Raw genomic sequence first — 20,121 nt, 5'->3', positions numbered from 1 at the left:
CGTCTCAGGAGTGTTTGCCGTCATGTGACCGTTTCTTTCGGCGCGGCGAATTCCTGGAAGGCGATCCGCTTCTCCAGGGCATAGTGCTCATAACCCAGGATCTCATTGATGATGTAGGAATTGCGGTACGGGCCCATACCGAGGTCCGGACTGGTGATGCTGTGCGTGTGGACGCTTCCGTTCTGGAGGAAGATCTCCCGTCCGGTGACGTCGATGGAGTAGTTACGGGCCGTGTCGAAACGGCCTTGGCGGTCCCACCTGATCCGGTCACGTACGGGTTCCAGGAAGGCCGGCGGGGTGAAACGGTAACCCGTCGCCAGGACGAGCCCCCCGGTGCGGATCTCGAATTCCTCCCCTGTTCCTGCTGCCGCAGGCCCAGGATGTACGCACCGCTCTCCGGATCGTAAGCCGCGCTTTCGAGTGAGGTGTTGGTGAACAGCCGGGCCGGCACCGCCCCGTCGACGTTCTTCTCGTAGAGGAGATCAAATATGTCATTGATGAGGTCGGCGTCGATGCCCTTGAACAGGCCCTTGTGGGCGGCTTCGAGCCCGTAGCGCTTGGCCTCTGGCAGGGCGTGGAAGTAGTCGATGTACTCCGGAGAGGTCATCTCCAGTGTCAGCTTGGTGTATTCGAGCGGGAAGAAGCGGGGTGACCTGGTCACCCAGTTCAGCCGGTAACCGTGGACATCGATGTCGGACAGCAGGTCGCGGTAGATCTCTGCCGCGCTCTGCCCACTGCCGACAAGGGTGATCGACTCCTTCTTCTGCAGCTCGTCCTTGGCGAACGCGTACTGAGAGTTGTGGATGGCGTCCCCGCCCAGATCACGGCAGCAGCCCGGGACATACGGCGGGGTTCCAGTACCGACCACGAGACGGCGGGTACGGTAGACGTGCCCCGCCGCGGTGATGAGGGAGTAGTGGTCGCCGGTGTGACGGACGGCTTCGACGGTGGTGTTGAAGCGCACGTTCCGCAGCTTCGCGGACGCCCAGCGGCAGTACTCGTTGTATTCCCGGCGCAGCGGGTAGAAGTTCTCGCGGATATAGAACGAGTACAGCCGCCCCGTCGCCTTGAGATAGTTCAGGAAGGAATACGGGGAAGTCGGATCGGCGAGACTGACCAAATCGGCCATGAAGGGCGTCTGGAGGTGAGCGCCCGCCAGAAACATCCCCGGGTGCCACACGAACTCCGGATCCGCCTCCAGGAACACGGCACGCAGCTCGCCGATCGGCTCGATCAAGCAGGCCAGCCCCAGGTTGAAGGGCCCCAGGCCGATCCCGATGACGTCGTACATATCGTCGGGGGCGGTCAATGCTGTCTCCTTCGGTGAATTGATCATGCGAGGGTACTCGAAAGCCAGGGCGCCGAATGACGAGGCCCTCGGGCGGTACGGAGCGGTCAGGAACTGCGCCGCAGACACCGGGCGCATACCTCCGGTAGCTCCGGGCGGGCCTTCGGCGGATGTGGTCCCGGACAGCAGCGGCCGGATCGGGGCAAGGCCGACCCGGACTCGCACGCCAAGGCGCGCGGAGCTCCCCGGTGGCGCGAAGAAGGTTGGCCGGCGCACTCCGAACCATGTCGGTCTGCTTTCGGGCTGACCACCTGTCGGGGCGGCCGGTGAGAGAGCCGATGTGAGGCGAGTCGGGTATTCGTGCTGCTCTGGTAACTCACACGTCCTAGCGCATGGAGGGGCTCTCGGTGACGTTCTCGGTGGCGCTCGCAGGGGAGGGCGGTCGCCGGTGTGCGGTGTGTCTGAGGATACGCTGTCGCACCGACGGCCCGGCCACCGAGTGCGCACGGCTGCCGGCCGTCACGGAAGGCGTGCCAAAGGAGAGACTTCGGGGTGGCTGGCGAAACATACCGGGATGCCTGGGGCATTCCTCATTTGAGGGCCGGCGACATGTTCGAACTTGCCTTTTGCAGGGCCGTAACGCCGCGTTGGACCGCGCGTGGCAGATCGAGGTCGAACGCCACCGCTTCCAGGGGACGACCGCCGCCGTCTTCGGCGCCGACGCCCTCGGCTGGGACCGGTTCGCCCGGCAGGCCCGCCTGGCGGACACCGCGCGCCGCTGTTTCGCCGCCCTCGGGCCCGAGACGCGGGACTGGGTCTCCGGGTACGTCGACGGCGTCAATTCCGGCCTGCAGGAGGGAGCGGAGGCGGCCGACCAGTTCGCCCGCGTCGGCCTGCGTCCCGAGAAGTGGGAACCTTGGACCCCGCTGGGAATGTGGCTCTCCATCCACATCCTGCTCTCCGGATTCCCCACCAAGCTGTGGCGGGGCCGGGTCGCCGAGGAACTCGGCGCCGACGCCATCTCGGTGTTCGCCGCCGACGGGCGCGGCGTGGCGGGAAGCAACGGCTGGCTGGTGTCCGGCGACCGCACGCTCACCGGAAAGCCGATCCTGGCCGGTGACCCCCACCGTGTCATCGAGGATCCCGGCGTCTACCAGCAGATTCATCTGTCCTGTCCGCAGTTCGACGTGGTGGGTTTCGCCGTACCCGGCGTGCCGGGCATACCTCACTTCGGCCACACCGCGAAAGCGGCCTGGTCGATCACGAACGCGATGGCCGACTGTCAGGACGTCTACCGCGAACGGCTACGGCGCCGCGGCAGCGTGGTCGAGACCCTGGGGCCCAACGGCTGGGAGTCCGCGCACACGCACGTCGAGCGCGTGGCGGTGGCGGGCCGCGAGCCCGTCGATGTCGAGATAATCGAGACGGCGCGCGGCCCCGTGATCGTGGGCGGACCGGACGACACCGAGGCGCTGAGCCTCGCGTACCCCGCGCGCTTCGGTGGGCACCTCGGCTTTGACGCGCTGCCCGCGTTGCTACAAGCGACCTGCGTGGCTGATGTGGACGCCGCACTGGACCAGTGGGTCGACCCGGTCAACGTGGTCCAGGCCGCGGACGTGGACGGGGACTCCTGCACCGCGTGGCCGGGCGGGTACCGGTACGCGGGCAGGACAACCGGACGCACCCCGTACCGGCCTGGGATCCGGGGCACGCTTGGCAGGGCTGGTACACACCGATGCCCCAGGAGGCTGTGGACGGCCTGGCGGTGATGGCCAATCAGGCCGGCCTCGCCGCCCCGCTGGGCGTCGAGTTCGCCCCGGACCACCGGGCCGACCGCATCCGCGAACTGCTGGCTGCGCGGCGCGACTGGACGGCCGCCGGAATGACCACCGTCCACATGGACACCCACGCCGGAGCCGCTGCCCCCTGCTCGAACTGCTGGCGGGCCTGACCGGTCTCGGCCCGGAGGCCGAGCGGCTCCGCGACCGGCTCCTACGGTGGGACCGGCACATGCGGGCGGAATCCACCGAGGCGACGGCGTACGCGCGGGTGCGGTCCGCGCTGGTGCGGCGCCTCGCGGAGCGCCCCGCCCTGGCGCCGCTCGCCGAGCTCCCCGCCTATCCGGACGTCCTCCTGCCCTGGCTCTTCCTCGTTCCCCGGGTCGCGATGGGGCTCAACAACTTCCTCGCCGAGGACGAACCGTTCGGCATCGACCGTACCGAGCTGGTGCGGGCCGCCGTCGAGGACGCCGCGGCCCAGCCAGAGCCGGAGCCCTGGGGCATGCGGCACCGGCTCTCCGCCTGGACGGCGCTGCCGGAGACCGACGACGGAGTGGCATGGCCCGAACTCGCCGGCGATTCCGAATGCGTCCTGTCCACCACCCGCATCCCGGATACCGCGGGACACCTCACGCGCGGCCCCGCCGCACGCTATGTGTGGGACCTCGCGAACCGGGATGACAGCCTCTGGATCGTCCCCCTCGGTGCCTCTGGCGTCAACGGCCCCCACCGCTACGACCAGCTACCGCTGTGGGCGCGCGGCGAACTCGTGCCCGTGGTCACGGACTGGAACCTGCTGCGTAAGGAATGACGGCCGCGGCGGCGCGACCGGGCGCCCGCATCGAAGCGGCTTAGGGCTTGCAGAGAAATAACTTGCTTTCGTACACCCTGCTTGAGCTGGGGAGTCAACGACCAGAGCACGTAAGTTGTATCTCTGCGGCCTCTTACGAGTTGGTGCGTGATAGTGCCTGGGCCGTGTCGGGCCTGCTCGGGTGGTGTTCAGGAGGTGCGGGTCCGGTCGAAGACGCGGCTGACGATGGCTCGGTAGGTGTCGGGCAGGCGGTCGCTGCGATGGGACCAGCGCATCAGTTGTTTCCAGCGTTTGTGGTCGGCCACAGCATGTTCGACGGTGATGCGGTCGCTCGAGTGGTCGTGTCGGTCGCGTTCCGGTTGCTCGAATCTGCCGGGCAGTGCTCCTGGCCGTGGTTTTCTCGGCGGGGTAACGGCCTGGCCGGGATGGTCGCGGCCCAGACCCAGGTAGCCGTCATCGAGCACAACCTCGACCAGGCCGAAGTGGCGGAAACAGCCGGTGATACCGGCAGCGCGAGCTGCGGTCACATCGTGCATCCGCCCTGGCCACAGAGCATCGGTCCACAGGGTGCGGCCTTTCCCGTCCGCGACGACGGTGGCTTTCATCGTGTCCGCACATCATGCGCACGCACAAAACTGCCTTACGATGAGTTCCGCTCAGTCATTATCCGTTTGCTTTACTTGGCAGGCAATGTTCATAGATTTCGACCACGAGCCCTTCCAGCCTTCCGCCACACAGCACGTGTTGTGTGGCGGCATACCCGTCGGCTTCGATGTCCCGGTTTACGTGGAAGGTGCGGATCTACATCCGGATCACGTGGCACGAGGGCTACTTCGACGCTACCCAAGAGCACCTCTTGGGCTGTGCACGGCCGAAGCCCTAGCAGAGAACGGTCTCCGTCCGCACAACTTGCTCCAGCCCGACGCCTATGTTCTCGGGCCCGCAACGAAAGCCGTCATACGCGGGCACGGCGGCCCCGATTGGACGGACGTCGTTCACCCGCCCGCACCCCTGTACCGCTCGGACCGCGCCGTGGCACTGACGACTTCGCCAACCACTCAAGAGATGGAAGACGATCGCCAAAGGGCAATCGAGTGGGCACAAGAAGCGCTCCACGACCCAAACACCGTCATCCTCGCCATCAATGCCGTTGGATCGCTGGCACCGACCGCAGAACCGCTCACGCGGGCAACTCCCTATGAAGTGGCCATCACCTCAGCCACGGGCCGAAAGAGGTGGCATCGTCTCATCAACCCGCAGTGGGAGGCGAAATACCTTCAGCAAATCAACCTGCACGGAGCCACGCCACCTGCCCTGGAAGCAGCCCCCACCTTCGGCGAGGTGCGAGATTCCCTACTGAGCAGAATTGCCGGGAAAAGAGTCGTCACCTACGGACGCAACATGCAGTACGCCGCACTCTACACCGCGCTGGAATACTCATGGCTCGGGGACAACCTACCGGAAGGCAGCATGTTCCCCGACACGGCAACTACGCTTAAGGAACTAGCCCGCAGCCGCTGGCAATGCGCACGCCTGCGCCACGCAGAGTTCCAGAACGAGTGGGACCCGCTCAACGGGCACTACACGCTCCCGCCTCTCTTTCCAGCCGGGAACGCCTTGCAACATTGCCGGGCTCTTAGCGAGCTCATGCAGCAAATCGCGGTGCCGACACTGCGCTATGCTCAGCTTAACGCCACGGCCGAACAAGCTGTGCGCGACGGGAAGAGTCACATTCCGCGCCCGCTCTCCGGAGTGCGCCTGAGCCGCATCAGCGCATCGCGCCAGGCAGTCCTCCAGCGAAGCGGCGGAGCCTGCGAGAACCCGGACTGCCCAGACCCCCGCTACACCTCGGCCCGCAGCAGGAACGGCACCTACCTCCTTGAGGTCGATCACATCGAGGACCACGCCAAGCACGGTGAAGACCTACCCCGCTCCATGATCGCTCTCTGCCCGAACTGCCACGCCCTCAAAACGCGAGGCACCGTGACCGAAGAGTTCCGCGAGACGCTACGCGCCACGGCCCTGGCCAACCACCATCGCCTGATGGCGGACGCCCAGCAGCGGTGATTTGGACCATTCACGGACCACCCCTCCCCCAACGACAGCCCCAGCCAGCAACGCAACAGGTCAACACCACCATGGCCCCTGTACCACCAGCAGACGAAGAAACTGTGCGGGCAGTTTCGCCGTCCCACACCCGACCCAGGTCCGTGTCACGCAGCGTACTCACCAAAAGTCTCCGTTAGCGCTGAGCCTTTTCAGTCTGCCCACTGATCGGGTGATGGTGAGGCGGTGCGCAACGCACGAGGCACCCGTGCCGTTGAGGGAGGTGTTCAACGTCTCGACTCAACAGCGCAGGTGCCTCGTTGGTTCCTTATCCTGCCGCACTCGACTTGCCGCACGCCGTGGTCGAGTGGGTCACGATGCTCATCGTCACCCGCGAAGGTGACCGCCGGTGCAAGCTCCCGCCGCACCAGCGTGCCCTGATCGGTCTGGTGTACCTGCGCCGCCACGACACGCTTGCCCAGCTCTCGGCCGGTTTCGGCATCTCCGTCGGGACCGCTCACGCCTACGTCGGCGCCGTCATCACTCTGCTCGCCGTCCGTGCGCCGGGCCTGCTCAAGGTCCTGCGGGAGAGCGATCCCGGCTTCGCCCTGCTCGACGGGACTCTTGTCGAGTGCGACCGCGTCGGCGACGGCCAGGCGGACTACTCGGCCAGGCACCGGCGTCACGGAGTGAACGTGCAGGTGGTCACGGATCCGGCGGGACGGCTGCTGTGGCTCTCGCCCGCTCTGCCGGGCCGAACCCATGACCTCACCGCCGCCCGCACCCACCGGATCATCAGGATCTGCGGACGCCAGGGCGTCCCACTCGTGGCCGACCTCGCCTACCAAGGAGCCGGCCCCTGGCTGACCACGGCGGTCAAACGACGACCCCGCCAAGAGCTCACCCTGACCCAGAAGACCGTCAATCACGCGCTCGCCCGCACAAGAGTCCCGGTCGAGCGTGGTGTCGCCCGGCTGAAGACCTGGAGGATCTTCCGTCACGCCCGCTGCAGCCCGAATCGAATGACGTCAATCGCCAGGGCTGTCCTCACCCTGGAGCGGCAACGCTGAAAAGGCTCACTGTACGGGCCGCTACGGCGCCTCTTCCCTTACGCATACGGACCGGCCCGCGCGACACCCCCCAGCCGAAACCCGGGCCTGCGTGGCGCCTTCGCGGGCCGGGGTCAGGCGGCCCTGTTTGTGTTCTTGTCGCCGGCGGGGGCCGGTGCAACTCCCGCCGCGCCGGACGTGCGGGTTGTCGCGCGCCGGGAGACGTTCTTGAGGAGTTTGACGAGGTCGACTCCGGTGGTGGAGCTGAGGAGTTCGACGCCCTGGGCGACGTTGTCGGTGACCGTACGCGAGAGCCGGCTCGCGCCGTCCGTGGAGATCACCGTCATCTTGTCGACGGCGCTGAGCGGCTCGGACGCCTTGGCCACGACCTGCGGCAGAACCTCGGTCAGCATCTGGATGACCGCCGCGTCACCGTACTGGGCGAAGGCGTCGGCCTTCTTGCGCATCGCCTCCGCTTCGGCAGCGCCCTTGGCGGCGATGGCGGCGGCCTCGGCCTCGCCCTCGATGCGCACGGCGTCGGCAAGCGACGCGCGGTGGGCCTTTTCGCCCTCACCGGTCAGGCGGGCGCGTTCGGCGTCCGCCTCGGCCTCCTTGACCAGGGCGACTCGGCGGGCCTCGGCCTCCTGCTCGGCCTGGTAGCGCGCGGCGTCCGCGGGCTTGCGGACCTTGGTGTCGAGCTCGCGGTCGGTCAGTGCGGCCTGGCGCTGGGCGACCTTTTCCTGCTCGGTGAGGACTTCCTGACGGCGTGCGGCCTCGGCGAGCGGGCCGGCTGCGTCGGCCTTGGCGGCAGCGGCCTCGGTCTCCATGCGTATCTCGGCCTGCTTCAGGGCGAAGGTCCGCTCGGCGATGGCGATTTCCTCGGCCGCCTTGAACCGGGCCTGCTCGGAGGCGCGGCGCGCGTTGGCCTCGGCGATGTCGGCCTCCTGCTTGGCGCGGGCGGCCTCGGGCCGTCCCAGGTCCTCCAGGTAGGAGCCCTCGGTGGTGATGTCCTGGATCTGGAAGGCGTCCAGGACCAGACCCTGGCCGGACAGACTGGCTTCGGCCTCCTCGGCGACCTGGCCGGCGAAGGCCGCGCGGTCACGGATGACGTCCTCCACCGACATGCGTCCGACGATGGCCCGCAGTGCCCCGGAGAGCACTTCCTGGGTGAAGCCGACGATGCCGTCCTGCTGCTGGAGGAAGCGCTGGGCGGCGGCCCGGATGGCGTCCTCGTTGCCGCCGACCTTGACGATGGCGACGCCTTCGAGGTTGGCCTTGACGCCGCGCAGGGTGACGGCGCCGCGCACGGCGACGGGGATGTGCCGGCTGGACAGGTCCAGGGTGAACCGCTGCTGGACGAACGGGACGACGAAGACGCCGCCGCCGACCACGACCTTCTGGCCGCTGTTGTCGATCGTGGTGCGGCCGGTCTCCGGGTCGGTGGACTTCCTTCCGCGCCGGCCGGTGATGATAAACGCCTCGCTGGGGCCGGCGACCTTGTACCGCGTGATCACAACGAGGGCCAGCAGAACCAGGAGTACGACGACTCCCACTACAGCGATGAGGGTTGGACTCATGAGAAATCCCCTCTGCCACCCTGGGGCGGCAGGTTGCGTCGGGCTGTCGGGAAATGGGCTTGAGGGGATCAGCGTTCGACGGGGCGCACGGCGACCGACGTGCTCGACAGGGCGGCTTCCACCCAGATCTCGGTGCCCCGCGTCACGGGCACCTTGCTCTTGGCCGCCAGCTTCACCGGCTGGCCGGCCATCCGGACCAGCACCTCGCCGTACCCATCGGCGGGAATCGCGGTGATGACCGAACCCGGGGTACCGACCAGGTCGTCGCCGCGCGGGGTGGCCGCCGTCTGGCCGCGCATCAGCGCGCGGCTGAGTTTCCACGTCAGCCAGCCCGCGGCCGCGCCGGTGACGATACCGATCGCCGTGGCCGCGCCGACGCCCAGACCGCTGGTACCCAGCACGATGACGCCGGTGAAACCCAGCATCGAGACGAACCCCGCCACAACCGGCAGCGACAGCCATCCGTCGAGCAGGCCGTCCAGGCCGAAAAGCCCTTCGAGGACGTTGCCGAAGACGAGGGAGAGGGCCAGCAGAGCGATGCCCGCCAGGCCGAGTCCGAGGAAGGTGGTCATTTACCCACCCCGCACCCCGGATGCCCATGGCCCTCCAGGACCTCTGCCGGAACTCGTGACCGCGTAGGCGAAGCCCTGGCACGGCTCGACCATGAGTTCCTGCCCCTTCCCCGGCCTGCCGACGTGGGTCCGGTGGAAAAGGCCCCCGTACGGCAGAACCTGCTCCGGCCGACACGGCTGAAAGGGCGTACGGACGGAAAGGCCGGCCATGGCGGGAATCCGTTCTCGCTGTTCGATGGCTCCGTTCGCACGGCTGGCCGAGGCTGCCCGACGCCCGGCTCCGGGTGCGCAGAGGCGACGTGTCGCCCCCTGGGCGGGACCGCTCGTTGCCTCACGAAGTGGAGTTTCACGCGTCCCTCCATGTGCTCTCATCGGGCGCCGAAAGCCCTGAAACGACCGCCGGCAGCCCAAGAAGCCGCCCGGCAGTCAGCGCCCTGACGAACTAGTGACACCGGAACCCCTCCATCGTCCAACAAACTGGACGACGTGATGAATATAGGCCGCCAGGTCGCATGTCTGTCAAGTTGACTGGATGCACACCCCGGGCGACACGAGAGGGTCATCCACTCAAGTGGACGACGGTTAGAATACGGCCACCACAGCGGTGATCTGGTGACGGAAATGGGAGAAGTGATCGCGACGATGGGTGACCAGCAGCCCACCGACAGGCGCACCATTGCGCAAAAACTGGGTTACCTGATCGAGGCGCTCCATCCCAAGGGCCGCGGACCCTACAGTTACCAGGAGATCGCGGAGCTGATCCGGCAGCGGGCGGGCGACGGCGATCCCACGGTCTCCCACGGCACGATCCACAACATCGCCATCGGCAAGGTCACCAACCCCGGCGTGGACTCCTCCGGGCCCTGGGGGACTTCTTCGGCGTCGGTGCTCGCTACTTCCTGGACGACGAGGCCGCGGCAGCCGTGGACGCGCGTATCCGGAACATCCGAGAAGAAACGGAGCGCGCGGACGCCGGCGACGAGCTGGCCGATGTCCTGGAAGACAAAGACGTCCGGGCCGTGGCTTTCCGTCTGCGCGGGCTGTCGGCCAACGCCCTTCGCGGTATCAAGAGCATCGTCGAAGGCGCCCGCCAGGCCGAAGGACTGCCAAAGGTGGAGGGAAACAAGCCCCGACGCCACGGACGATCACAGTAATCGCCCCTCTGCACCTGCACGCGGCCAGGGCCGACCGATCCGCGCCTTTGTCGGCTAATATCACCGACCAGCCAAGGCGTGAAACGAACAGGAACAGCCCGACACGTCCGGCGTGAACGCCCGGACGAGTCGGCGGTCGTAGGACGGAATGGGGATCGGCCAGGCATGCGGTGGTGGAGGAAACGCCCGGTTGGCATCTGCCTCGTCACGGCGAATGAGCTGGAGATTCCGCACCCCTTCGACCTGCGGGACTTCTGTGCGTCCATCGCTCACCAGCGTGGCCGCCCGCTTCTTCTCCTCCCGCTCGACGGCTCGCCGAACCCGGACTTTCCTTGCGGTATGTGGATCGGCCTCGACACTGCTGACCTCGTGTTCTACGAAGCGACCGCCGCCGGCATCCTGCGCGTGCAGATCATCCTGCACGAAATCTCGCACATGCTCCTCGGTCATGTCGCCCCTCAGCTCGGCGGGAGTGAAGACATCTGCGAGGAGGAACTGGCCGCGATGAGTGACCAATTCAAGAGGCTGCTCTCACGCACTTCCCGGGCGGTAGAGGCCCAGCCACCACTTCCGATCGCGGAGATCATGCGCGCCGAATCCAACCGTCTCCGTGGCCTGGCTGCGGCGGCGCAGCCCACCGATGACGAACTGGGCCTGTCCGCCGACCGTATCGTCCGCCTCCTCGGACGCACGAAATTCGACAGCCGCCAGGAGCGGGACGCAGAAACTCTCGCCACGCTCATTCTTGAGCGGGCCAGTCGCAACGAGGCACGACCCACCTGCGAGCAATCGGCCAGGGCTCTCGCCCGCCTCAACGAGAACTTCGGGCATCCGGTACGCCGATAGCATGCACCCCATCCAAAATGTTGTCCTTGCAGCACTCTGGGCTGTTACCGCATGGCGTCTGCCCGCTGCCGTCCGGGATGCGAAGCAGCGATCTGCGTGGATCGCTTTCGCCTCAATGGCTGCCGCCAACACCCTCGCCCACCCCGCCGTTGAAAGCCCCTTCAATGAAGTCACCGGCATCAACAACCTGGCCACATTAACCAGGAACCTGATAGGAATCCTTGGTTTCAGTGCGTTCGTACAGTTCGTCGTCTCCGTAGCCCGCCCTCGTGCTATTCGCTCCAGCCGCCGCCTGCTGACTGTCTGCGGATTCGTCGGGGCGTTCGGACTCGTCTTCCTGTTCGCCGTCACCCCGCGCCCCCGCAACGTCGACAACTTCTTCGAGGCGTATACCGGCCGACCCCTCGGGACCGCGTACTGTTGCGTTTTCCTGGGCTACGTCGGCGTCAGCACGGTGATCGCGACCTGCCTCTTCACGGGATACAGCCGCCACGCCGAAGACGCATGGCTGCGCGCCGGACTGCGCCTCCTGGGCACCGGCACTGCCATCGGCACTCTCTACACCATCTTCTGCGCAGCGCGCATGCTCACCCGGCTCGCCCATCAACCATTTGTGACCAACGACCACACAGCCGCGGCCGTCGCCCACATCATCCAGGACACCGCCATCGCCTTGATCGTCGTCGGCAGCTCGATACCCGCCTGCGGCGTCCTGCGGCGCACCCTCGGCGACCGGCGCACCCTGCGTCGGCTCCGGCCCCTGTGGAGCGCTCTCACCGACGCAGTGCCCGACGTCATCCTGGAAGCCCCTGTCCCCCGCTGCTCACGCATCCGGCTCCTCCGCCAGATCATCGAGATCCACGACGCCATGCTGGTCCTTGCCTGCTACGCCCCTCCTCAGCTGCACGAACAGGCTCGCAGCCGTGCCGCACAGGTCCTACAGAACGAGGAGGGCCGCGCCGCCCTGGCCCAGGCCCTCTGGCTGCGGGCCGCATGCGAGGCCAAGCATGCCGGCGCCCAACCGTCGGCCCACTCCGTCGAAGAGCGCACGGCACACCCGGAGCATCTCGCATTCGACTTCGCCTTCGAAGTCGCCTGTATCCAGCAACTGTGCGATGCGTACAACTCCCCGACCGCCGAAGCCTTCGCACGGGAACATCGGCTGGAACATGCATGACGTCTGCCCCAGCGCGGGGCGGTGTTCCTCCAGCGGCCGAAACTCGAACCAGCCCAGAAAGGTGTCGGTGGTCTTCTCCTGTGCGGGCCAGTAGCCGCGGGTCTGACAGCACGGGTAGTCGTGCAGGAGTCGCGGCAGGGCCGCGTATCGATCGCCGCGCGGCTGGTGGGACGGCCACCATTGATGAAGCGCATGACCTCGGGGGCGTTGTCCAGGGCAAGCAGGTGGTCGGTGTCAGCCGCTGTGAAGGCGCGCAGGACGAGCCGGCCGGTCTCCAGGAAGCCGGTCATGGCGGGACCTTCACCACGGGCGGCTGGGCCCGCCACCGGTTTTCCGACCGGCGGCAGGCTCGCCCCGAGTTGGGCAGAATACGGCAGGGCGTTGCCGACGTTGGCGATCCCCAGCAGTGGCAGGCCGGCCACCTGCCGAGGAACTGCTCCAGCCCGGGCACGAAGTCGCCCGAGGACAGACCGTGCGGATGGAGAAGGGGAAGCACCTCATTGACTTCAGCCTCCAGCACGGCGGCCGGCATCCGCCTCGCGCCCTCCCCGGCCGGGCGGTCTGGAGTGATGGCGCGCGGAAGACGGCAAGACCCCCATGGGACACACAGGTGCCATGAGCAGGGCGCGCTTCGGCACCCCGGTCAGTTGGGAGGTCGTTTCCTCCGGTGTGGATTCTCATGTGAGGCGGCGGGCCACCAGGGCGATCATCGTGGTGCAGGTCCTGGCGATGGGCGGCGGGGATCCGGGTGAGCCGGGTCTCGCCGGCGGTGGAGTCCTGAGCGGCACCGCACTTCACGCCATGGGGCCCAAGTCGTAGGATTTCCCGATCAGGGGGATCGGCGGGACCGGAGCAGCCGGAAGGCACCACTCTCTCGGGAGCGGCTTTGCCCTGGTCTTGTGCGGCTTCATCAGGACACGTCGCTTCTCATGGGCCCCGACGAGAGAACACGAGCAGCTAGGACGAGTGTGGCAAACCCGAGTGCTTTTGGCGACGGTGAAGAGCTGGAACGGTTCAAAGCAATCTTGGCCGACTGGCGGACGTCGCTCGTCGACCTGAGTGGCCGCAATCGGCTCCTCAACTTCAGGCACACCAGGGCGACCACCTTGGAGATCGCGCGTCCGTCGGCCGGGGAACTCGTCGAGGGCCTGGAGCGCGGCTGGGGTTTCGCGCCGCTGCCCGACGAGGAACCCGACGCCCAGGACTCCGAAGGGGCCCAGGCACAGACACGCATCGCCGAACAGCGTGGCGACGCGCACGGGATCGTCACCCAGAAGACGACGGGGCCGGCGCTCCTTCGTGCGCTGACACGCCTGCGCAGCAAATCCACCCAGCTCTTCAACGACTACGGTCTGTGGACTCTCCAGTTGGGCGTCGGCATCCTCCGCTGGCACGAGGACGGCGCGACGACGAGCAGTGATGCGCCGGTCCTTCTCCTTCCCGTGCGTATCGAGCGGCTGAGCAACGGACGTGTCCGTCTGGTGGCCAACGACGACGAGGAACCGCGTCTCAACCCCGCGCTCAGGGTCAAACTGGAGCAGTTCCACATCGACTGGTTACCCGTCACGGAACAGGATCCGACGGACCTTGACGCCGTGATCGACGCGGTCACCACGGCAGTGGCGGGGAAATCGGGCTGGCAGGTCTCGAGGCGCGTGGTACTGGCGCTTTTCGCCTCTCACAAGGAGTCGATGTACCAGGACCTCCTGGACAACGAGGCCCGCATCCTGAACAGCGATCTCGTACGGGCCGTGGCGCTCGGCCCCAAGGCTGGACTGGCGGCGGAGCGCTTCTCTTTCGAAGAGATCGACGCCGACCGGATCGACGAGCTCAGTCCGCCGGAGGACAGCCCGCTCGTCCTCGATGCCGATGCGTCGCAGCGTCAGGCCGTCGCGGCCGCTGTCGCAGGGCAGTCCTTCGTGCTCGACGGCCCGCCGGGTACGGGCAAGAGCCAGACGATCACCAACATGATCGCCGGCCTGATGCACGCGGGCCGCAGCGTGCTGTTCGTCAGTGAGAAGGCTGCCGCGCTCGACGTGGTGCTGGATCGGCTGAAGTCCGTCGGACTCGACTCGTACGCCCTGCCTCTGCACAGCCACAACACCAGCCGCCGGACCGTCGCTCAGGAGCTGGGGAGGGCTCTGGAGGAGGAGCCGCGGGCCCCACGGCTCTCCCAGGAGGCGGTCGCCCGGGCCCGCGAGGCGCGCGAGGCACTCAGTGCCTACGCCGAGGCGATGAATGAGATCAGCCAGCCACTCGGCCGGAGCCTGCACGATGTCATCGGCAGGGTCGGGCAGCTGTCCGAAGCACATGTGGCGTTCCTGGCTTCGGAGGCGGACGGCGGCGCCCGGCAGCAGAAGGTGTTCGACGCCGCAGCCATCAGCGGACAGGACCTGCACCTCGTCATCGAGGCGACGAAGGCCATTGCCGGTGCCTGGCAGGCGGTCGCTGATCCTTCCTTTCCCTGGCGGGGCCTGAAGGCCGACAGCAGCCACCCCCGTCCGGCGCTCGACCAGGCCACGGCCGCACGGGACGGACTTGCCGCGGCGGTGGCGCGTTATCAGGATCTCTCGCGAGACGGCCGGCCGATCGGGACGGAGAACGACGTCCGCCGGCTCATCAAGCTCCTCGCGCTGGTCGAGACACGCCGCCCGGTGCCAGAGACATGGCTGACCAGTGCCGACTTCGCCGACACGGTGGAGAGCCCGGTCGACGACTTCCTGACCGCTCTGAAGAAGGTGGTCAGGGCGCAGGCCACGGCCTGCTCCGTGGCAGGGGACCGCTGGGAGGAACTCTCGCCACGGCTCACCCCCGTGCCGAGCGAGGCCGAGCGCGCCCTGGCCACTCTCTCTCCGGCCGCTATCGATCCCTCTGAGCTGTCGGAAGAGCGCGCGAACAAGTTGGCCCACGAGTTCGAGACGACCGCGGACCGTCTTGAGCGTACGCACCGCAGCCTTGCCGAGGTCGCGCAGCAGCTGGGGCTCGACATCCCGGACAGCGCTGCGGCAGCGGAAGACCTCTGCGACGTCATCGCGCTGGCGGGAGCCGAGCACCGCCCCCTCGAACAGTGGCTTGTGCCCGGAGGAGCATCCAGGGCGGACAGAGCGGCTGTGAACGTGGTCGCCGACGGTCTGCGCGCGTTCTTCGCCCGGCGTGACACGGTTCTGTCCGCACACGCACGCGCGACCACAGAGGCCGGGCCCGGCTGGGCCTCGATTCCCGGCTCGCTCGACACGCAACCTTCGGCGTCCGAGCAGGCCCTTGCCGAGTTGGAGCCGCCCGGCCTGGACGTATGCCCTCTGACACGTACACAGGCCGCAGAGACTCGCGATGGGTTCGCGAGCCTGGGAGCGACTCTCGAATCGGCCGAGCAACATGCCGCAGCCATGGCCGGACTTCTCGGACGTGACCGGCCGAGGAACGCGCAGGAGGCCGAGGAGCTCATCGCCCTCGTGAAGCTGGCCACGGCCTCCCACCGGATGCTGGACACGTGGCTCGACCCTCAGGTGATGTCTCAGGTACGGGAAGCCTGCGCGGAGATCACCGACGCCGCACGCCGGCTCGCCGAGGCCGAGCAGGCTGCGCAGGACGTCTTCCGCCCCGAAACCGCCGTCTCCCCCGGTCTGCCGGACCTGATAGGCCGCCTGTCCGAAGGCTCACGCGGAATCGGCGGCCTGCTGTCCAGTGCAGTACGCGCAGACCGCAAGGCACTCGGTGCGTTGACGGTGGCGGGCTCGTGGCGCAGTGAGCTGTATGCCCGGTTGCCGGTCGCCCTGGCCTGGCATACGGCTCACGACCGCCTGCGGTCTCTCGCCCGTACGCATGCCGCTCTTCTCGGACACTACGCGGGGACGGATCTGCCCGACGTGCCCGCCTTGGAGGCGGCACTGGCGCACGCCAACTCCGTGCACCGGCTCGCGCCGGACACGGTCCTGGACCCGCACCGTCGCACCCTGATGGCCGCCCAGGTCGCGGACGGTGACGCCCCGGCCCCGGAACTGCTGGAGCGCTGTGGGGTATTGAGCGAGAATCTGAACACCTGGCGGCAGGACCTGGCACGCCCCCGCCTTGCGGCCGTCGCGGACGATCTCGCCAAGTGCTCTCTGGCCGACGCCGCCCGCTGGTTCCGCGACCACCTGGATCCGCTCGCTCGGGCCGTCGACGTCATCGACACGGTCACCTCCGTCGGCCGTCGCGACGGCGGACCTGACTTCGCGTACACGCTCGCAGGCGCACGGGCGGCGATCAGCGCCGCGCAGGAGAGCCAGCGAGAGACCGCTGGGTTCGCGACTGAGGAGGACACGTACCGTCGTCTGTGCGGCTCCTGGTACCGGGGGCTGGACACCGATCCCGCCGAGCTGCGTGCCCATTCCTTTGACGCGGCGCAGAGACCCGGCGACATCCTCGGCCTCCTGCACCGGGCCTGGGGCCGCCACGAATCCGCCCTGGGTGCCTGCGCCGACGAGGAGCAACGCAAGTTGCTCGGCCGGTATGCGCTCGACAGCGGCGTCGACACCGCCGCACTGCAGGATGCCCTGGAAGTCGCGCACACCGTGGAGCGGCTGGCGCCGGACACGCTCACCGATCCCGCACGCCAGGCACGTCTTATCGGCTTCCTCGCGGACGAACGTCCCGTTCCGCACGCCCTTGTGCGTCGGACGGAGCCGCAGCTCCGTATCGACCTGCACACCTGGCGGGAGTACGCCGGTCAGCCGCACCTCGCCCCCGCAGGCGCGCACCTGCTCGCCGGCCCGCTGCACGACGCGGTGCGCTGGCTGCGTGCTCACGTCGAACCCTTCGAGGACGCGGCCGACCTCCTGCGCGCTGTGGCGCGCGTCGCCGACGTCGCTGTCGACAGCGGACTGTCCCTGGCGCGGGCTCGCCAGGCAGTGACGGCAGTGTTCGACGCGCGGGCGGCCGATACGCGGTTCACTGCGGACGCCCCACGTCACGAGAGGCTGCTCGGTGAGCTCTACCAGGGCACGGCGACCGACAAGGGAGCTGTACTCGACGCCCTGGACTGGGCCCAGCAGGTACGCCGGACAGCACACGGAGGCCACGGAGCCCCTCTGTCCACCCCAGCAGCCCGGCTGATGCTGGATGCTCCCGCCGACACGTCCGTGGCCGACCGCCACGACGACTGGCAGCGCCAGCGGGACAACCTCGTCGCCCACTTCGAGGTGCAACGCGGCCGTCTCCTGCAACGCGAACTCCGGGAGTCGCTGCCCGCTGCCGCGACCTGCCTGTCCCAGCTGGACCATGACCCCTTCGGCCCCGAGGCATGGACCACGTGCTCCGAGGCCCTCAAGCAATTGCGACGGTACGGCCTGGACGGGCTGCCCTCCCAGCTCGCGCAGCGCGGCGTGTCCGCGGCCGACTTCCCCGCCTCCGTCGAGCGCGCGGTCCTCACCGCCTGGATCGAGCGACGCTTCGGGCTTGACACCCGGCTCAAGCCCCTGCGCGCGGCGGACCGCGATCAGCTGGTCGAGCGATTCCGGGACGCGGATCGCGCCCTTGTGGAGGCTGCCCACGCCGAGGTCATCGCGGCATGCAATGCCCGTCGCCCGCGCCGAACCACCATCGGCCCCGCAGCTGAGTTGCGCCGGCAGTCGCAATTGAAACGCCGCCACAAGCCGGTACGACAGCTACTGGGCGAGACGCGGGACGTCGTACAGCTCATCAAACCCTGCTTCATGATGAGCCCCCTGACGGTCAGCCAGTTTCTGCCCGCGGATTTCCGCTTCGATGTCGTCATCTTCGACGAGGCGTCCCAGGTGCTGCCGCAGGACGCGGTGAACTCCGTCTACCGCGGCAGCGCTCTCATCGTGGCAGGCGACCAGAAGCAGCTCCCGCCGACCTCGTTCTTCAGCGCCGGCGGCGAAGGCGACGATGACGACGAGTGGGACGAGGAGGGCACGGACAACTTCGAGTCCGTGCTCGACGCCTGCAAGGCCAGCGGCGTGCTGCGCGGCCTGCCGCTGCGATGGCACTACCGGAGCCGCCACGAGAACCTCATCGCCTTCAGCAACAACGATTTCTACGACAACACCATGGTGACCTTCCCGGGCGCGTACGAGCAGAGTCCGGACCTCGGCGTCGAGTTCTTCAAGGCCGACGGTGTCTACGACCGGGGCGGTCGAAGCAACAACCCAGGCGAGGCGGCAGCGGTCGCGCGGCGCGTGATCCACCATTTCGCCAACAGGCCGGGGCTCAGCCTGGGTGTGGTCGCCCTTTCCCAGGCACAGGCCGAGGCCATCGAGGAAGGCGTCCAGAAGGCACGAGCCGCTCGGCCCGACCTCGATCGCTTCTTCACCGAAGATCGCCTCGACGGCTTCTTCGTCAAGAACCTGGAGACCGTCCAGGGCGACGAGCGCGACGTCATCATCCTGTCCGTCGGCTACGGTCCGGACCACCGAGGCAAGCTGCTCTCGACATTCGGCCCCATCAACAGAGACGGCGGCTGGCGCCGTCTCAACGTCGCCGTGACCCGTGCCCGGCGACGCATGGAGGTCGTCGCCTCCTTCCATGGCTCCGAGCTGGCCGACAGCACCAACAAGAGTGTCCAGCACCTGAAGCGCTACCTCCAGTACGCCGAGCACGGCCCCCACATCCTGCAGACGGCTGCGGCCGACCCGGACGCCGCGCCGGAGAGCCCCTTCGAGGAAGAGGTGTTGGGCGTCCTGCGCGACTGGGGCTACTCCGTACAGCCCCAGGTCGGCGTCGCCGGTTTCCGCATCGACATGGCGATATGGCACCCCGCCGCCCCGGGCAGCTACGCCCTCGGCATCGAATGCGACGGCGTCATGTACCACTCCTCGCGCGCGGCCCGCGACCGCGACCGGCTGCGGGAGGCCGTACTGCGCGACCTCGGCTGGAAGCTGCACCGTATTTGGGGCACGGACTGGTACCGCAACCGCCGGGACGCGATGGCGCGCCTGCGCGCCGCGGTGGAGGAAGCATGTGCACGGGACCCGTTTCAGGTGATGCCGGATGAGCCGGTCGATGAGGGGACTCCTGCCGAGGGGCCTTCCGCGCCGGACACGGCGGTGGACATGGGGCCGGCGGTGACGTTCGTGGCGGTGGACGACGGGCCGCCGACGTGGAGCCGGGCGTACGAGGAGGTCGTCGACGTTCAACTGGTCAGCCTGCGGGACGCGTCCGCTCAGCGTCGCGGCATGCGGAATGCGGAGCTGCAGGACCCGGACGCGGTGGGAGTCGTCGCCGACGTCGCCCTCTCCGTGATCAAGGCTGAGGGCCCGATGACGGAGGATCTGGTCTTCACCCGGGTCCGTTCGGCGTGGGGTATCTCAAGGGCGGGCGCGGTGGTCCGGGACTCGGTTCGCCGAGCGCTGCGGAGGATCGCCGCCGCGGGCCAGATCGTGCGAGTCGGCGAGGCGTACGACGTTCCTGGCCGGGAGCTGGCCTTCGCTCGCACCCCGACATCGACCGTGGCACGCAAGGTCGGGCAGGTCCCGTCGGTCGAGCGGCGGCTCGTGGTGGGGCGCGTGATCGAGGAAAGTCCGGGCGTCCACCGAGAGGAGCTGCTCCGCGAGGTCGCGCGCTTCTTCGGGTGGACACGGCTGGGCCCTGATATCAGGGATGCACTCACGAGCGACGTGGACGAGCTCGTCGCGAAGGGGGCGGTCCGTGAAGCGAACGGATTCCTGATGCCCGCGGACGGTGACTGACGAGCCACGAAGGGTGCCGCTCGGCGGGACTGCCGTCGAGCGGCCGTGGGTTGAGCTGCACCCCCGCCTGCGGGTCGGTGCCGACTCGCCTGACGCGACGTCGGCACCGCTGCCCCCAAAGGCCCGCCCCGCCCA

General features: G+C 68.0%; 10 protein-coding genes and 4 pseudogenes. 8 read left to right on the top strand and 6 right to left on the bottom strand.

Annotated features, from left to right (window positions below):
* Window positions 1-20 precede the first annotated feature (20 nt).
* Window positions 21-1,291 (bottom strand): annotated as a pseudogene (locus ACEXOX_RS38070) (lysine N(6)-hydroxylase/L-ornithine N(5)-oxygenase family protein).
* 389 nt (window positions 1,292-1,680) lie between these two features.
* Between ACEXOX_RS38070 and ACEXOX_RS38065 the strand changes: the two are divergent.
* Together ACEXOX_RS38065 and ACEXOX_RS38060 are read left to right on the top strand one after the other, a co-directional pair.
* A pseudogene (locus ACEXOX_RS38065) lies at window positions 1,681-3,239 on the top strand (penicillin acylase family protein).
* Window positions 3,155-3,877: a penicillin acylase family protein gene (locus tag ACEXOX_RS38060; RefSeq protein WP_406526598.1), complete on the top strand. Its 723-nt coding sequence runs from the start codon at window positions 3,155-3,157 to the stop codon at window positions 3,875-3,877. Before ACEXOX_RS38065 ends, ACEXOX_RS38060 begins: the two are co-directional and overlap by 85 nt.
* Window positions 3,878-4,065: 188 nt before the next feature.
* Here the strand turns inward: ACEXOX_RS38060 and ACEXOX_RS38055 are convergent.
* Window positions 4,066-4,488 (bottom strand): annotated as a pseudogene (locus ACEXOX_RS38055) (transposase family protein); the annotation flags it as partial.
* Window positions 4,489-4,942: 454 nt separating this feature from the next.
* Between ACEXOX_RS38055 and ACEXOX_RS38050 the strand changes: the two are divergent.
* Window positions 4,943-5,944, top strand: coding sequence for an HNH endonuclease (locus tag ACEXOX_RS38050; RefSeq protein WP_406525330.1), 1,002 nt, complete (start codon window positions 4,943-4,945; stop codon window positions 5,942-5,944).
* 299 nt (window positions 5,945-6,243) lie between these two features.
* Entirely contained in the window at window positions 6,244-6,993 is a 750-nt protein-coding gene (locus ACEXOX_RS38045) for a transposase family protein (RefSeq protein WP_406518867.1), read from the top strand.
* 113 nt (window positions 6,994-7,106) lie between these two features.
* Here the strand turns inward: ACEXOX_RS38045 and ACEXOX_RS38040 are convergent, their stop codons facing one another.
* The 3 genes from ACEXOX_RS38040 to ACEXOX_RS38030 form a co-directional block, all read right to left on the bottom strand.
* Window positions 7,107-8,549, bottom strand: coding sequence for a flotillin family protein (locus ACEXOX_RS38040; RefSeq protein WP_406525329.1), 1,443 nt, complete (start codon window positions 8,547-8,549; stop codon window positions 7,107-7,109).
* A 68-nt stretch (window positions 8,550-8,617) separates the two neighbouring features.
* Window positions 8,618-9,121: a hypothetical protein gene (locus ACEXOX_RS38035; RefSeq protein ID WP_406525328.1), complete on the bottom strand. Its 504-nt coding sequence runs from the start codon at window positions 9,119-9,121 to the stop codon at window positions 8,618-8,620.
* 737 nt (window positions 9,122-9,858) lie between these two features.
* Complete coding sequence (locus tag ACEXOX_RS38030) at window positions 9,859-10,260, bottom strand: hypothetical protein (RefSeq protein WP_406525327.1); 402 nt, start codon at window positions 10,258-10,260, stop codon at window positions 9,859-9,861.
* Between the two features lie 354 nt (window positions 10,261-10,614).
* Here ACEXOX_RS38030 and ACEXOX_RS38025 point away from each other — a divergent pair, with 354 nt between their 5' ends.
* The gene (locus ACEXOX_RS38025) at window positions 10,615-11,121 is read left to right on the top strand and encodes a hypothetical protein (RefSeq protein ID WP_406525326.1); all 507 of its coding nucleotides are present in this window, start codon (window positions 10,615-10,617) and stop codon (window positions 11,119-11,121) included.
* Between the two features lies 1 nt (window position 11,122).
* Window positions 11,123-12,298 (top strand): MAB_1171c family putative transporter, encoded by a 1,176-nt coding sequence (locus ACEXOX_RS38020; RefSeq protein ID WP_406525325.1) that lies wholly within the window; start codon window positions 11,123-11,125, stop codon window positions 12,296-12,298.
* A 9-nt stretch (window positions 12,299-12,307) separates the two neighbouring features.
* Here ACEXOX_RS38020 and ACEXOX_RS38015 read toward each other — a convergent pair.
* Window positions 12,308-12,588: pseudogene (locus ACEXOX_RS38015) on the bottom strand (GNAT family N-acetyltransferase); the annotation flags it as partial.
* Window positions 12,589-12,913: 325 nt separating this feature from the next.
* Between ACEXOX_RS38015 and ACEXOX_RS38010 the strand changes: the two are divergent.
* Window positions 12,914-13,117: a hypothetical protein gene (locus ACEXOX_RS38010; RefSeq protein ID WP_406525324.1), complete on the top strand. Its 204-nt coding sequence runs from the start codon at window positions 12,914-12,916 to the stop codon at window positions 13,115-13,117.
* Between the two features lie 206 nt (window positions 13,118-13,323).
* Window positions 13,324-19,986 carry a DUF3320 domain-containing protein gene (locus tag ACEXOX_RS38005; RefSeq protein WP_406525323.1) on the top strand — a complete coding sequence of 2,221 codons (6,663 nt, stop codon included), beginning with the start codon at window positions 13,324-13,326 and terminating at the stop codon, window positions 19,984-19,986.
* Window positions 19,987-20,121: the final 135 nt, after the last annotated feature.

This window comes from Streptomyces sp. Ac-502, assembly GCF_045222935.1.
In the GTDB taxonomy this organism is placed as follows: Bacteria; Actinomycetota; Actinomycetes; order Streptomycetales; family Streptomycetaceae; genus Streptomyces; species Streptomyces monomycini.
The sequence above is the reverse complement of the archived record's forward strand: the minus strand, read 5'-3'. Positions and strand labels throughout refer to the sequence as shown.